This window comes from Mucilaginibacter gynuensis, assembly GCF_039541195.1.
Lineage (GTDB): Bacteria > Bacteroidota > Bacteroidia > Sphingobacteriales > Sphingobacteriaceae > Mucilaginibacter > Mucilaginibacter gynuensis.
Genome location: NZ_BAABFT010000003.1, coordinates 131,452 through 148,087 on the forward strand (window position 1 = coordinate 131,452; position 16,636 = coordinate 148,087).

Genomic DNA, 16,636 nt, shown 5'->3' on the forward strand with positions numbered 1-16,636 from the left:
GTTTATGGAAATAAAGGAGTTTTTATCAAACCTTGGGGAAAAGAACTTTTCATTATCTGTTGATAATGGAAAACTCAATTTAAGGGCTAATAAAAGTAAAGTTACTGAAGATGAAATCAAATTAATAACAAGTAACAAAGATGTTATTAATTATATCAAAACTCATAGGGATGCATTAGTTGAATATATATCTGCACTGTCTAAATTACCATCGGCGGTAAAGTCAAAAGATATTTCTGCCATATACCGTTTAAGCGGTTTGCAGGAGGGCATGTTATTTCACAGCCTTTACGATAATGGCTCGGGTAACTACATTGAGCAGTTCACCTGCGATCTCGTCGATCTGGATGTGGATGTGCTTACCGCGAGCTGGGCTGCCATTATTAAACAGCACAGCATATTGCGCAGCGGTTTCTTTTACGATGAGTTTAGCATCCCCGTGCAATGCGTATACAATGAGGTAACGCTTCCGGTAGAGGTATTAGATTACCGCGAACTGGATGCCGCCGCCGCGCAGGAAGCTTTTGATAACTACGTAGCCGCCGACAGGAAGAAAGGGTTCGACTTTAAAAAGCCGCCGCTGATGCGACTGGCAATTTTCCGTTTGGAAGAAGGCCGGTACCGCATGCTGTGGAGCTCGCACCATATTTTGTTTGATGGCTGGTCGTTACCGGTGCTGATGGGCGAGTTTTTAAACACCTACGAAATGATCATCAATGATCAGCGTATGGAGGTGCAGCCCGAAGATAAGTATGAAGATTACATCCGCTTTTTAGAACGCCGCGATAAGGAAGCCGAAGAGCAATACTGGCGTACCTATCTGCAAAATATTACGCAGGGTACTAACTTGCCTTTCATTAGCGCTGTTAAGCGGGTAAATGATACGGCGGGCGGTTTCAGTTCGTTAATTGAGGTGCTGGATGCTGCGCATTCGGCTCAAATTCATGATTTTGCTAAACGGCATCGCTTAACGGTCAATACCCTCATGCAGGGCGTTTGGGCGTTTTTGTTGCATCAGTACACTAACGATCCCGCTATCGTATACGGCGTTGTTGTGTCTGGCCGGCCCGATTCGTTGCCTCATGTTGAGCAGCGTGTGGGGATGTATATCAATACCCTGCCTTTCCGGTCGGAGTTGAATAATAGCGCCGTGGTGGTAAGCTACCTGCAACAGTTACAGGCCGAGCAAATTACCGCGCGCGATCATCAGTACACCTCCCTGCAACAAATAAAACAGTGGACAGGCATCAAAGTCGACCTGTTCGACAGTATCCTTGTGTTCGAAAATTACCCGGTGAGCAAACTGGTAGCTTCACGCGCGTGGTCGTTACAGGTAAGCAATATCCATGTTCACGAACAAACCAACTATCCTTTAAGTATTTTAATAGCCGATGCCGATGATATAACAATTACTTTTAATTATAATACCAACCTGTTTGATACTGCCTATACCGAAAATGTATTGGCGCAGTTCGTACATGTTTTACACCAAATTACCGGCAATGCCGTAACAAACTGGAGCGATGTAGCACTGCTTACACCTGCCCAGCACAACACCGTATTTGAAGATTTTAATAATACGGCAGTAGATTATGATCTGACAAAAAACCTTGCCGAACTGTTTGAAGAGCAGGTAAGGCAAAGCCCCGATGCTACCGCGATTGTATTTGAAGGGGAGCAATTAAGCTATACCGAACTTGATAAACGTGCTAACCAACTGGCCCGCCATCTGCAAAAGCAGGGTGTAAAGGCCGAAACGTTGGTGCCGCTTTGTTTAGAGCGTGGTTTCGATATGATCACCGCCATACTGGCTATACTAAAAGCCGGTGGCGCTTATGTGCCTATCGATCCCGAATACCCGCAGGAGCGTATCAATTATATGCTGGAAGATACCGGCGCTGCGCTGCTATTAACTAATGCCGAAAGCAGCACTAAAATAAGCGGCTTCGCAGGTACGGTAATTGAACTGGATAACAGTGAAATTATCGCCATACTCAATACGGAAAGCACTGAAGACCTGCCCGAAAAAGCAGCCCCTGATAGCCTGGCCTATGTGATCTACACATCAGGCTCAACAGGTAAGCCCAAAGGGGTAATGAACGAGCATAAAGGTGTGGTGAACCGCTTAAAATGGACCCAGGATTATTTTAAGCTGACAGCCGCGGATGCCGTCCTGCAAAAGACCACCTTTTGTTTCGACGTATCGGTATGGGAACTTTTATGGCCAATAATCACCGGCGCTAAACTGGTATTCGCTAAACCGGGCGGTCAGGCTGATAGCGCTTACCTGAAAGAGGTGATTGATAACGAGCAGATCACGCTGATGCACTTTGTGCCATCAATGTTGAGCGCTTTTTTACCCGATGTAGAGGCAGGCGATTGTAAAAGCCTTAAAAACGTGTTATGCAGTGGCGAGGCTTTGAATGCCGCGCAGGTACAATTGTTCCGTACCAAACTGCCGAACGCAACTATCCATAACTTATATGGCCCAACCGAGGCCGCTATCGACGTAACTTATTGGAGCGATACCGATAAAAACGAAGCTATTGACCTGGTGCCTATAGGTAAACCGGTAAGTAATACGCAGCTTTTTATACTTAACGATAGCTTTGCTGTAACACCTGTAGGTGTATTTGGCGAACTATGCATTGGCGGCGTACAGGTAGCCCGTGGTTACCTCAACCGTGCCGAACTTACTGCCGAAAGATTTATCGCTAATCCGTTTGATGAAACTGGTAGCACCGAACTATACCGCACTGGCGACCTTTGCCGCTGGCTGCCCGATGGAAATATCGAATACTCGGGCCGTAAGGATGACCAGGTAAAGATTCGTGGTTACCGTATTGAACTGGGTGAGATTGAGAGCGTAGCACAACAAAGCGGTTTGGTGAAACAAGCCGTGGTAATTGCCGCTAATGATGCACAGGGCAGCAAACGCCTTATAGGTTATGCCGTGCCCGATGCTGATTATAGTAAAGATAAACTGATAGCCTACCTGCAAAGCGTGCTGCCCGAATACATGGTGCCGCAACTGTGGGTTGAAGAAACAGTATTTAAACTTACCCCAAATGGTAAGATAGATAAACGTGCGCTAAAAGCGCCGGATTTAACGGGTAGCCAGGCAGGTATTTACCGTGCCCCGTCGAACGAAACCGAGGAGAAGCTTGCTGCGATATGGAGCGAGCTTTTAGGCGTTAAGCAAATTGGTATTGATGATAACTTTTTTGATTTGGGCGGACATTCATTGCTGGCCATTCGTGTTATCTCGCAGATCAGGCTGCAATTGGGCAAAGAACTGGTTGTTCGCGAATTGTTTACGCACCCTACCGTTGCCACACTAAGCAAAAGGATCCTGAACCAAGACGAAGAAGCGGAGGCCAATATATTGCCGCCGATAACCGTGGCATCTCGTCCCACTGAAATTCCGTTGTCTTTCGCGCAGGAACGCCTGTGGTTTATTGATAAACTGGAAGGCAGCCTGCAATACCATATACCGGCTGTTTTTCGCCTGAAAGGCACCCTGAATAAAACCGCGCTGGAAAATACTTTTAAAGCGATTGTAAATCGCCACGAAGTATTGCGTACCGTAATTGCCGAAAAGGACGGGCTTGGTTATCAGCAGATACAAGCACCGGGTAACTGGAAACTAATAACCAGCAAGGCAAGCGGCATCAGCGAAACCGAACTGAAAGAAGACATACAAAACGCCATCAACGCGCCATTCGATCTGGGTACCGACAGCATGCTGCGGGCCGGGTTGATAGAAATAAGTGACGAGGAAAATATCCTGATCGTAACCATGCACCACATCGCGTCGGATGGCTGGTCGGTTTCGGTTATGGTGCGCGAATTTGTAGAGCTATATCGTAGTGAAATAAACGGCACTATTGCTCAATTACCCGCACTGCCGGTACAATACGCCGATTATGCCCTGTGGCAACGCGCGTACCTGCAAGGCGAAGTGCTGGATAAAAAACTAAGCTACTGGAAAGAAAAACTGGATGATGTAGCCCCGCTGCAAATCATCACTGATCGCCCGCGCCCGGCGGTGCAAAGCACCAATGGCAGTTCGGTTAATTTTCAGTTAGATGCCGAATTAAGCAAAGCCCTCCATGGGTTAGGCCGCAAGCAAGGCGCTACCCTGTACATGACCTTGTTATCGGTACTCAAAGTATTGCTGCATCGCTATAGCGGTCAGCAGGATATTTGCGTGGGTACGCCGGTGGCCGGTCGTAGCCAAGGCGAACTGGAGGGCCTGATCGGTTTCTTGATCAATACACTCGCGCTGCGCGATGAGGTAAAAAGCGAAATGAGCTTTGTGCAATTGCTCGGCGCGGTAAAACAAACTACGCTGGAAGCTTATGAGCACCAGGATGTACCGTTTGAAAAGGTAGTGGAAGCCGTTGTGAAAGATAGGGATATGAGCCGTAGCCCGCTGTTCCAGGTGATGCTGGTATTGCAGAACACGCCTGATGTGCCTGCGCTTCAACTGGGCGATTTGGAACTGGAGCCTATCGCTGAAACACGCAGCACGGCCAACTACGATCTTTCGATGTTCCTTGCCGAACGTGGCGACGAGATCTATGGCGGTATAGAATACAATACCGACCTGTACAACCGGGATACGATTGAGAAAATGATCGGCCATTACCAGGAACTGATCAGCTCGGTAGTATTAAACCCCGAAGAACTGGTAGGAAAGCTAAGCTTATTAAGCGAGATGGAGATCGGTCAGCAATTGACTGAACTTAACTCGACTGAAGCCGCTTACGCTACCGATAAAAATATAGCCCAACTGTTTGAAATACAGGCAGACAAAACGCCGGATGCCACAGCGCTGGTATTTGAGGGCGAAGAGTTAAGCTACAAGCAACTCAACGAAAGCGCTAACCAATTAGCCCGTTACCTGCAAAAGCAAGGCGTAACCGCCGAAACTTTGGTGCCTGTATGCGTAGAGCGTGGTTTCGGGATGATCATCAGCATTTTGGCTGTATTAAAATCAGGCGGGGCTTATGTTCCGGTTGATGCCGAATATCCTGAAGACCGTATCGCCTACATGCTGGCCGATACCAACGCGAAATTATTAATCAGCAATGTTGAAAGCAGTAAGCTGGGCACATTTGGTGGAACTGTCATCGACCTGAACAATAGAAACATCAGCGATGAACTACTGGCAGAAAGCAAAGAGAACCTGCCGGTATCAGCAAAGTTGGATAACTTAGCGTATGTGATCTACACATCAGGCTCAACCGGGAAACCGAAAGGGGTGATGATAGAACATCAAAACCTGCTGAACTATAGCTTAGGTTTCAAAGCTTATTTCGATATAACTGCCGCCGATGTTGTTTTGCAGCAATCGTCTATCTCGTTTGATACCATGTGTGAGGAAGTTTACCCGGCCTTAATTTCGGGTGCCAAACTCATCATTGTTAAAGAGGGCGGTAAGGATATCGACGCGATACAGCATTTTCTGCAAAACGAAAATGTAAGCATACTCAGCACCACGCCGAGCGTAATAGAATGGTTGAACCGCGAATGGGGATCTGCGCCAAACCTGCGCTATATTATCAGCGGGGGCGAGGTATTGCCACCGACTTATATCAGCAATATTTTCCCGGGCGTGCAGGTGGTAAACACCTATGGTCCGAGCGAAACGACGGTATGCGCCACTTATTATAAAATTGACGATGTTAACAAAGCCTCGCTTATCGGTAAACCGGTAAGCAATACGCAGGTTTATATATTAAATGATACAGCAGCCTTAGCCCCGGCAGGGGTACTGGGCGAGCTGTGCATTGGCGGCGCGCAGGTAGCACGAGGTTATTTTAACCGGCCTGAACTGACTGCCGAAAAGTTCATAGCCGATCCTTTCAGTGATGATCCTGCCGCGAGGTTATACCGCACGGGTGACTTGTGCCGTTTACTGCCCGATGGTAATATAGAATACGCCGGTCGTAAAGATGACCAGGTGAAAATTCGTGGTTATAGGATTGAGCCGGGTGAGGTAGAAACTGCCATACAGCAAAGTGGTTTGGTAAAACAAGCCGTTGTAATTGCCGGTACCGACGAACGTGGCAGCAAACGCCTGATAGCGTATGTGATTCCGCAAGATGGCTACGCCAAAGAAAAAGTAACAGCATACCTGCATAGCGTACTGCCCGAATATATGGTGCCGCAGCTATGGGTTGAGCAAGAAAGTTTCACCCTTACCCCAAGCGGAAAGGTAGATAAACGCGCGTTAAAAGCGCCGGATATGAGCGATGTTCAATCCGCGCAATACCATGCACCGGAGAATGAAACCGAAGAAAAGCTGGCAGCGATTTGGACCGAACTTTTAGGCAAAGACAAAATAGGTACTACCGATAATTTCTTCGAGCTGGGCGGGCATTCTTTATTGGCCATGCGTTTGCTCTCGCAGATTCGTACACAAACCGGTATCGATCTGAGCGTGCGCGAACTGTTTACCAACCCAACCATTGCCGCGTTGAGCAATATGTTGGTAGCGAAGGCATCGGGTATAGAAGCGACTGCGAACCTGCCCGAAATTTCGGCAAACAATCGCCCCGAAGACCTGCCCTTATCGTTTGCGCAGGAGCGGTTATGGTTTATAGACAGGCTGGAAGGCAGTGTACAATATCACGTACCGGCGGTATTCCGCCTGAAAGGCGAGGTGAATAAAGCTGCCCTTGCAAAAACCTTCCAAACCATTGTTAACCGTCACGAAGTATTGCGTACGGTGATGACGGAAAAAGGCGGCAGGGGCTACCAGGAAATAAAAGCGGAGGACAACTGGAAGATAGAAGAACTGCAAGTTGCTGATCAAAGCGAAGCGGAACTAAGGGAAATCATCCAGTCGCTGATCAATAAACCGTTTGTGCTGACCGAAGACCACATGCTGCGCGCGGCATTGCTGGAGATCAGTGAGACTGAACATATTTTAGTTGTAACGATGCACCATATCGCATCGGATGCCTGGTCGATGCCGGTAGTGGTGAACGAAGTGGCAGCGCTGTACAAAGAATATACCACAGGCGAGCAGGCCAACCTGCCCGAGCTACCGGTACAATACGCCGACTATGCCCTATGGCAAAGAGGTTACCTGAAAGAAGAGCTGCTGGACGAAAAACTGAACTACTGGAAAGAAAAGCTGGACGATGTAGCCCCGCTGCAACTACCGGCGGACCATACCCGCCCGGCCGTACAAGGTACCAAAGGCAGCACATTGCTGTTCAGTATGGATACCGAAATAGGCAAAGGCCTGCAGACCCTAAGCAGGGAACAGGGTGTAACTTTGTACATGACCTTGCTATCGGTATTCAAAGTGCTGCTTTACCGCTACAGCGGACAGGAAGACATCTGCGTAGGCACCTCGATAGCAGGCAGGCCACGTCAGGAACTGGAAGGACTGATCGGCTTCTTCGTAAATACACTGGCCTTAAGGGACGAAGTAAAAGGTGAAGAAACATTCACCGAACTGCTGAAAAAAGTAAAACAAACTACGCTGGGTGCTTATGAGCATCAGGATGTACCGTTTGAAAAAGTAGTAGAAACGGTAGTAAAAGAAAGAGATAAAAGCAGGAGCCCGCTGTTCCAGGTAATGCTGGTGCTGGGCAATACCCCTGAAGTACCCGAAGTAAAGCTTGGCGGTTTGGAACTGTCGGGCTATAGCTATGAGCAAACTACGGTAAAGTTCGATCTGACGTTTTTTGTAACAGAAACCAAAGACGGGTTACGCTTCGCGGTACAATACAATACAGATGTTTACGAGCATGCACGTATAGCCCGCATGACGGAACATTTTCAACAGCTGATCAAGTCGGTGTTGCAAAGCCCAACCGCTTTGGTAGGCAAACTGCAATTGCTAAGCGAAACAGAAGAGCAACAACTGCTTACACAAGGCAAAAGCACAGTAAGCTACCCGGATACGCTGACGGTAACAGATCTTTTTGAGAAGCAGGTAGTTAAGAATCCAACCGCTACTGCTGTTGTATTTGAAGGAAAGAAACTTACTTACGCAGAACTGAATGCAAAAGCTAACCAGCTTGCCCATTATCTGAAAAGGCAGGGTGTAAAAGCCGATCAGCCGGTATTGTTGTACATGGATAGGGGCATTGATCAGGTAACCGGTATCTTCGGTATTTTAAAGGCCGGCGGCGCTTATGTGCCTGTTGATGCCGATACCCCGCAGGACAGGTTAAGCTACTTGCTGGAAGACACCGGCGCTAAACACGCGGTAAGCCAGGGTAGGTATTCCGATCAATTGGCAGACTTAGATGACAACCTGAAAGTAGCCGCATTGGATGAACTGGATTGGGAGTTATCGCTGGAAAGCGATGCCAACCCTGAAGCGGTGACCAATCCGGATAACCTGGCCTATGTGATCTACACATCGGGTTCAACAGGCAAACCTAAAGGCGTAGAAATTAGCCATCGCAATCTTACAGATTATGTATACGGACTGGACGCGCAGATAAACATCAGCAGCTGCCGCAGGTTTGGTATAGTAAGCAGTATGTCAACCGATCTGGGCAATACGGTATTGTACGGTTCGTTGCTGTACGGCGGTGAGCTGCACGTGTTTTCAAAAGCGAAGGCAAGCCATATCGAAGATATGCACGCCTACGTGGAAGATAACCGGATAGATTGTATCAAGATCGTTCCATCGCACTGGAAAGCACTGTCACCTGAACCGGGCGCGCCTTTGCTGCCGTCGAAGTTAATCATATTCGGTGGTGAAGCTTTACCTGCGGAAGCGGTACAACGCATACAAAATTACAGCGATTGCAGGGTGGTGAACCACTACGGCCCAACCGAAACAACCATTGGTAAATTACTTTACGAGGCAACATACACAGGTCAAAAAAGTGGTGTTATCCCGATAGGAAAACCATTTTCAAACACCGAAATATACATATTAAGCAAAGAGGGCGAACTATGCCCTGTGGGTATTCCCGGTCAGCTGCTTATTGGCGGTACAGGTGTAGCAAAAGGTTATTTGAACAGAACGGAACTTACCAAAGAGAAATTCATAGATAACCCATTTGCAGAAAATTCAAACTCAAAACTCTACCAAACAGGCGATAGGGTACGCTTTGACGCGGAGGGCAATGTAGAATACCTTGGCCGTATTGACGATCAGGTGAAGATCCGTGGCTACCGTGTGGAACCGGGCGAGATCAGCCGGATACTGGAGGGTAGTCCGCTGGTGAAACAGGCGGCAGTTATCAGTAGCGAAGACAGGCAGGGCAACCTGCAACTGGCAGGTTATGTGGTAGCCGAAGGCGCTTTCGACCGGAGCAGGGTATTAGATTATTTGAGGGAACAATTGCCGGATTACATGGTACCTGCATACTTGCAAGCCATAGAAAAAATCCCGCTTACAGCAAGTGGTAAGGTAGACCGCAAAGCATTGCCCGATCCGGAAGGAGAGCAGCAAACCGGCGGTTACCAGGCACCCGAAAATGAAACAGAGGTAGAACTGACCGCTATTTGGGAGGATATCCTCGAAATTGAAAAAATAGGCCGTACGGATAACTTCTTTGAGTTAGGCGGCCACTCGTTACTGGCTGTACGATTGATTTCGGCGGTGCGCCGCGCGTTTCAGGCAGAATTGCCGATAAGCGATGTGTTCGATTATCCTACCGTGGCAGAGCTAAGCGCAAGGCTGCAAGAAATTGAAGCGGCAGGTATTCTTACAGCAACAACAGAAAACGACGATACAACCAACGATAATACCCATATAAGCAATAAAACATTGTTGCCGCAAATTACAGCGGTAGATAATCGACCGGCTGAAATACCTTTATCGTTCAGCCAGGAACGTTTATGGTTTATTGATAAGCTGCAAGGCAGTATCCAGTACCATTTACCAACGGTATTACGCCTGAAAGGCACAGTTAACAGAACTGCACTGGAAAATACTTTCAGGGGGATAGTGAACCGCCATGAAGTATTGCGTACGGTGATCTCAGAAGTTGACGGTAAGGGATATCAGCAGATACTGCCCGAAGGTAACTGGTCGTTAGGTTATTATACTATAAACGAGATCAGCGCCAGCGACGATGTTACCAACGAGGCGGAATTAACCGCATTGATACAGATGCTGATCAGCAGGCCATTTGATCTGGGCCGTGACAGCATGCTGCGTGCCGACCTGCTGGAAATAGGCGCTGACGAATACATGCTGATCGTAACCATGCACCACATCGCGTCGGATGGCTGGTCGGGTTCGGTATTGGTAAAAGAATTTGTGGAGTTTTACAGGAGTGAGGTAACTCAAACCGCACCTGATCTGCCGGTTCTGCCTATCCAATACGCCGACTATGCCTTATGGCAAAGAAATTATTTGCAGGGCGAAACGCTGGAGCAAAAGCTGAACTATTGGAGAGAAAAGCTGGACGATGTAGCCCCGCTGCAATTACCAACAGACCATAAGCGCCCCGCGATGCAAAGCACCAAAGGGCAAAGCCAATCCTTCCGTTTGAAAAGCGGTATGGGTAAAAGCTTGCATGACTTGAGCCGTGAACAAGGGGTAACGCTGTACATGACAGCGCTGTCGATATTCAAAGTATTACTGCACCGTTATAGCGGGCAGGAAGATATTTGCGTGGGTACACCGGTAGCAGGCCGTAACCAGGGCGAACTGGAAGGGCTGATCGGTTTCTTTGTAAACACGCTGGCCCTACGCGATGAAGTAAAAGGCAATGAATCTTTCACTCAATTATTAGGTAAGGTAAAACAAACCACCTTAGCGGCCTACGAACACCAGGATGTACCATTTGAAAAGGTGGTAGAAGCCGTGGTGAAGGACAGGGATATGAGCCGAAGCCCGTTGTTCCAGGTGATGCTGGTATTGCAGAATACCCCTGAAATACCTGCATTGGAATTGAACGAATTGCAACTGGAATACAGGGAAGAAGCAAACGGTACCACCAAGTTCGACCTTACCATGGTACTCACCGAACATAACGGTGAGATCTACGGGGGCATCGAGTACAATACCGACCTGTACGAAGCCGCAACAATAGCGAGAATGATAGGTCATTATGAAGAACTGGCCGCGTCTATCATCAGCGATCCTTCACAACAGGTTAGCAAACTGAACCTGTTAACAGCGGCTGAAAAAGCCGAACAGCTTGAAACCTTTAATGCTACTGAAGTAAATTATCCAACGGATAAAAGCGTTACTGAACTGTTTGAAGCGCAGGTACAAAAATATCCGGGTGCAACAGCACTGATATTTGAAGGGAAAACGTTGACCTATGCCGAGCTGAACAGTAAAGCGAACCAATTGGCGCGCTACCTGAATAAGCATGGGGTAACTACAGAAACGCTGGTGCCTTTGTGCATTGAGCGTGGTATGGAGATGATCATCAGCATACTGGCTATACAAAAGGCCGGTGCCGCTTATGTACCCATCGATCCGGAATATCCGGAAGACCGTATCGCTTACATGCTGGAAGATACCAGTGCTAACCTGATTGTCAGCAGCAAGGAAAGCAGGGATAAGCTAAGCGCGTTTAACGGTACTATCGTTGAAATTGGCAGCAAAGAGCTTGACAAAGAACTGCAAAAGGAAAGCAGCTCTAACTTAAGCGCCAAACCTGCGGCTAATAATCTGGCTTATGTGATCTACACATCGGGTTCTACCGGTAAGCCAAAGGGCGTAATGATAGAGCATAAAGGTTTGGTTAATCTGGCTTTAGGGCAGGGTGTTATACTAAATGTTGGGCATGGCACTCCGGTGCTTCAGTTCGCGTCTTTCAGCTTCGATGCATCATGTGTGGAAATTTTCACTACACTATCTAACGGTGGCAGCCTGGTGCTTTGCCGTAAGGACACCTTGTTATCGGTAGATGGATTTAAGAAAATCATCGAAAAGCATAAAGTGGAACTGGCCATTATCCCGCCATCATTCCAGCAAATTATTGAGAATAAATCGGGAACGCTGAAAACTATCATATCGGCAGGTGAGGCCTTGAACGAGCGTACCGGCAGGCATATTCAGTCGCAGGGTATCAGGCTGATCAACGGCTACGGCCCGACGGAGATTACAGTGTGCGCCACCCTGTCTGATGATCCGATTAAAGAAGATGGCACCGTTGTAATAGGTAAGCCTATTGATAATGTGCAGGTTTATATCCTGAATGAAGGTTCGAGTTTAACGCCTGTAGGTATATATGGCGAATTATGCGTAGGCGGTATACAGGTTGGGCGAGGTTATTTTAATCGCCCCGACTTAACTGCCGAAAAATTTATTGACAACCCGTTTGATACTACAAAAGGCGCTAAGCTATACCGCACCGGTGATATGTGCCGCTGGTTGCCCGATGGTAATATTGAATATGCCGGCCGTATTGATAACCAGGTGAAGATCCGCGGGTTCCGGATTGAATTGGGCGAAATTGAAAGCGCCGTAATGCAAAGCGGACTGGTGAAACATACCATTGTAATAGCCGCTGCCGATGTACAAGGCAATAAACGACTGATAGGTTATGCCATACCGGCAGATGGTTACAGCAAAGAAAAGCTGATCGCTTACCTGCAAATACATTTGCCGGAACACATGGTGCCGCAGTTATGGGTTGAGCAGGAAAGCTTTAAACTCACCACCAATGGTAAAGTAGATAAGCGTGCCTTAAGTGCGCCGGATATGAGTACCTTGCAAACAGATGCTTACAGCGCGCCGGAGTACGAAATAGAAGAGAAACTGGCGGCCATTTGGAGCGAGCTGTTAGGTGTTGAGAAAATTGGTACTAACGATAATTTCTTTGAACTGGGCGGGCACTCGCTGCTGGCTATGCGTGTAATATCGCTGATAAGGCAGGAGCTGGGTATTGAGTTTACCATCAGGGATTTGTTTACTTATCCTACCATCAAAGGTATCTACCAAAAAATACAAACGCAAAGCGCCAAAGTATCAGAATCGCTTATCCCGATCAAAAAATCGGGGAGTAAAACACCGCTGTATATTATTTGCGGTGCGGGTGGTACGGCCTTTAAATTTAAGGAATTTGCGGGTATGCTTGATCCGGAACAACCGGTATACGGCTTACAACAGCCAACCAATATCAAGGAGCTGGATGAGTTTCCGGAGACGATAGAGGGCATCGCGGCACGTTATGTTGAAGCTATACTGGCCGAAAATCCTGACGGTAAATACGCTTTATCGGGCCATTGTTTGGGTGGATTAATTGCTATTGAAGCGGCAAACCAATTGCAGGCGATGGGCAAGGAGGTAACTATGCTGGCCATGTTTGATGCCGACGCGAAGGAAATAGCAGTAACTGCGCAACCAAAATTGAGCGAATTTTACGGCCTGCCCGCCAAAATTAAAAGATCGTTTTTAGGACTCTCATTAAAAATAAAATTTGAGCTCTTCCTTTTAACAAAACACCCAAGGCAGGCAGTTATGTACAAAGCCCGCAAGGTTAGGTCTTTACTGAAAGATGCCGACATGAAACCTGAAAATTTGGATCAGGAAGTGTTTGATAAGATGTCGTCAAAAATTCAGAAGGCAGCTGAGGGTTATGTGATCAAGCCATTCAATGGTAACATTATATTGTTTAACGCTTTGCAGCAATATTTCTTTATTGATAAGATAAATAAGGTGATATACAAAGAGATAGCTATTGATTATACCAATAAGCATGCCTGGAAAAAATACGCGGCAGGTGTAGAGATCTACGAAGTAAAAGGAGAACACTCCACTATTTTTGAGCAAATTAATGCACTTGAATTTAGCCGGATATTACAGCAGCATTTAGATGAAAGCGCTAAGGCTTAATTTATTAAAAGTGTATTTATCAGTTTAGTATTATGAAAACGAAAGAGCAGGGGGATACCCCTGATACTAAAAATACGCCGGGTAAAAAGGCAGGCAGGCTAACCATGCGGGATAGGCTGATATCGTACCGTAACCTGCCGCGTTTTTTCAAACTGGTTTGGAAGGTAAGCCCAAGGTTAACTTTTATTAACCTGTTCATCCGGATATTGCAGGCCGCTATTCCGCTTATTATGCTTACCGTTGGTAAACAAATTATCGACGAGGCTATTAAGATCACGCACGATCAAAGTATATCGCACGATTACCTGTGGGAACTCATTGTTATTGAGTTTGCCATGGTGATATTGCTGATTGTGATGAGCAAGGCCACCTCGTTGATTGATGAATTATTGGGCGAAAAACTCACCAATAATACCACCAACATGATCATGGCGCATGCGGCAACGCTTGATTTGGTGCAGTTTGAAAACTCCTTGTTTTACGATAAACTGGAACGTGCCCGGCAGCAAACTACCGGCAGGGCTATACTGCTCACCCATGTGTTCAGCCAGATTCAGGATACCATTACCATTCTTTCGCTACTGGCCGTGCTGGTAATGTTCAGCGTGTGGATTATCCCGGTACTGGCCATATCCATACTGCCGTCACTATTTGGTGAGTTTTATTTTAACGCCAAAAACTATTCGCTTATACGCAGCCAAACCCAAGGCCGCCGCGAACTTGATTACCTGACCCTTGCGGGCACCAGCGATAATACCGCTAAGGAAGTGCGTTTATTTAGCCTGTCGGGTTTCTTTATACAGCGCTTCAAAAATATATCGGTTAACCTTTATAAAGCTAAGCGCAGGTTCGGGGTAAAAAAATCTATCATCAGTTCGTTGATAAATATACCCGGGGCATTAGGCTTTTACAGCGTATTTATCTATATTGTTGAGCAGGTACTGGTAGGTAAATTGTCAGTGGGCGATCTTACCCTACTATTAGGTACCATAAGGCAGTTGGGTTCACTGGTGCAGGGCAGTGCCAAACGCCTAAGCGCGGTAGCCCAGGGAGCAATTTATTTAACAGATTTTTTCGATTTCTTTGAGATAAAGCATTCCATAGTGGTTCCGCCAAATCCGCGGCCATTTCCGAGCCCTATTGTTACCGGGTTTACCTTTGAAAATGTTGGTTTTAAGTACATCAATTCGGACAGGTGGGCAAATCGTCACCTGAATTTTACCCTTCGGCCAGGCGAGAAACTGGCATTGGTAGGGGAGAACGGTGCGGGTAAAACCACGTTGGTTAAACTGCTGGTACGCCTTTACGACCCTACCGAAGGCCGTATTTTGCTGGATGGTTACGATCTGAAGGAATACAATATCAACGATATCAGGGCGCAAATGGGGATTATTTTTCAGGATTTTATCCGCTACCAACTTACCGCTGCCGAAAATATTGCTGTAGGTAATTTGGCCGAACTGAAGAACCGGGAACTGATTGAGCAGGCGGCACGCCAAAGTTTGGCCGATACCATAATTGAACGTTTGCCCGCAAAATACGACCAGATACTCGGCCATTATTTTGATAAAGGCTTTGAGCTATCGGGTGGTGAATGGCAAAAGGTGGCGCTTGCAAGGGCCTACATGCGCGATTCGCAGATAGTAATATTGGATGAGCCCACCGCTGCCTTAGATGCACGATCGGAATATGAAGTGTTTCAGCGTTTTTCGTCCATTACCGAAAAGAAAACGGCGGTATTAATATCGCACCGTTTTTCAACCGTGCGCATGGCAGATCGTATAGTGGTGCTGGAACGCGGCGAGATCATTGAAATTGGCAGCCACGAAGAGCTTTTACAACAGGAAGGCAGATATGCCGAATTGTTTGAACTACAGGCATTAGGATACAAATAGTATTCGCGGGGATTACTTCCCCAAAAGAGCCAATACATCATCAGATTAAAAGAAAACAGAATATAAAGCAATAAAACTTACTTATGGAATTAACGGCATCCACCTCTTTAACCGCATTAATTTTAACCAAGAACGAAGAGCCCAACTTAGCCCGCGTTTTGGATAAATTAACCTGGCTTGAACGGGTTGTTATATTAGATAGCTACAGTACCGATACTACCTTAGAAATTGCGGCTTCGTATCCGAACGTTGAGGTTTATCAGCGTGGCTTTGATACGCATGGCAACCAGTGGAACTACGGCCTTTCACTGCTAAAAAGCAAATGGGCGCTTACGCTTGATGCTGATTATGTTTTAACCGACGAGTTTATCGCCGAAACAAAAAGCATTATCGCCGACCCTAAATATGTAGCTTACCTAACCACCTTTAAGTTCTTGGTTTTCGGGCAAAAACTTTTAGGAGATAACACCACGCCACGCCCTGTTTTATTTGATTTGGCTAAGTGTAACTACTTTGATGACGGACATACTCAACGTTTGGCTATCAACGGCGAATCGGGTAATTATAAGTCGTATATTTTGCATGACGACCGTAAGTCGCTGTCTCGCTGGTTATCAAACCAGGATGGTTATGCCATTAAAGAGAGCAAAAAATTGATAGCCCCAACTACCGAAAAGTTACCATTGAGCGCTAAGCTGCGCAAAACAAAAGTACTGGCTCCTTTCCTGGTTTTCTTCCATTGCCTGTTTGTTAAGCGCTTAATTTTTAACGGCTGGGTAGGCTGGCACTATACCCTGCAAAGAACCATGGTTGAAATAATACTGGCGCTACGCTTAATTGAGGACGAAAAACTATCAAAACTGGTAGAAGAACAGCCTAAAAAGGTGCTGCAAAATCAATAATTTCGCTCCGAAATGCAGCGCTTCTATATTTATAATAATCACTCCTAATACAC

Annotated in this window: 3 protein-coding genes; all 3 read left to right on the top strand. The window is 46.8% G+C overall.

Translation table 11 applies throughout. The features are described 5' to 3' along the window. Positions 1-4 precede the first annotated feature (4 nt). The 3 genes from ABD894_RS07070 to ABD894_RS07080 all read left to right on the top strand — a co-directional run bounded on the left by ABD894_RS07070 (position 5) and on the right by ABD894_RS07080 (position 16,583). Positions 5-13,786, top strand: a complete 13,782-nt coding sequence (locus tag ABD894_RS07070; RefSeq protein ID WP_345210300.1) for a non-ribosomal peptide synthase/polyketide synthase — start codon at positions 5-7, stop codon at positions 13,784-13,786. A 32-nt stretch (positions 13,787-13,818) separates the two neighbouring features. Next, complete coding sequence (locus ABD894_RS07075; RefSeq protein WP_345210301.1) at positions 13,819-15,681, top strand: ABC transporter ATP-binding protein; 1,863 nt, start codon at positions 13,819-13,821, stop codon at positions 15,679-15,681. An 83-nt stretch (positions 15,682-15,764) separates the two neighbouring features. Next, positions 15,765-16,583, top strand: coding sequence for a glycosyltransferase family 2 protein (locus tag ABD894_RS07080; RefSeq protein WP_345210302.1), 819 nt, complete (start codon positions 15,765-15,767; stop codon positions 16,581-16,583). The last annotated feature ends 53 nt before the right edge of the window (positions 16,584-16,636 follow it).

Bases quoted from the DNA above. Each gene is read 5' to 3' on its own strand.
- ABD894_RS07070 (WP_345210300.1), top strand. From the start codon at position 5: ATGGAAATAAAGGAGTTTTTATCAAACCTTGGGGAAAAGAACTTTTCA.
- ABD894_RS07075 (WP_345210301.1), top strand. From the start codon at position 13,819: ATGAAAACGAAAGAGCAGGGGGATACCCCTGATACTAAAAATACGCCG.
- ABD894_RS07080 (WP_345210302.1), top strand. From the start codon at position 15,765: ATGGAATTAACGGCATCCACCTCTTTAACCGCATTAATTTTAACCAAG.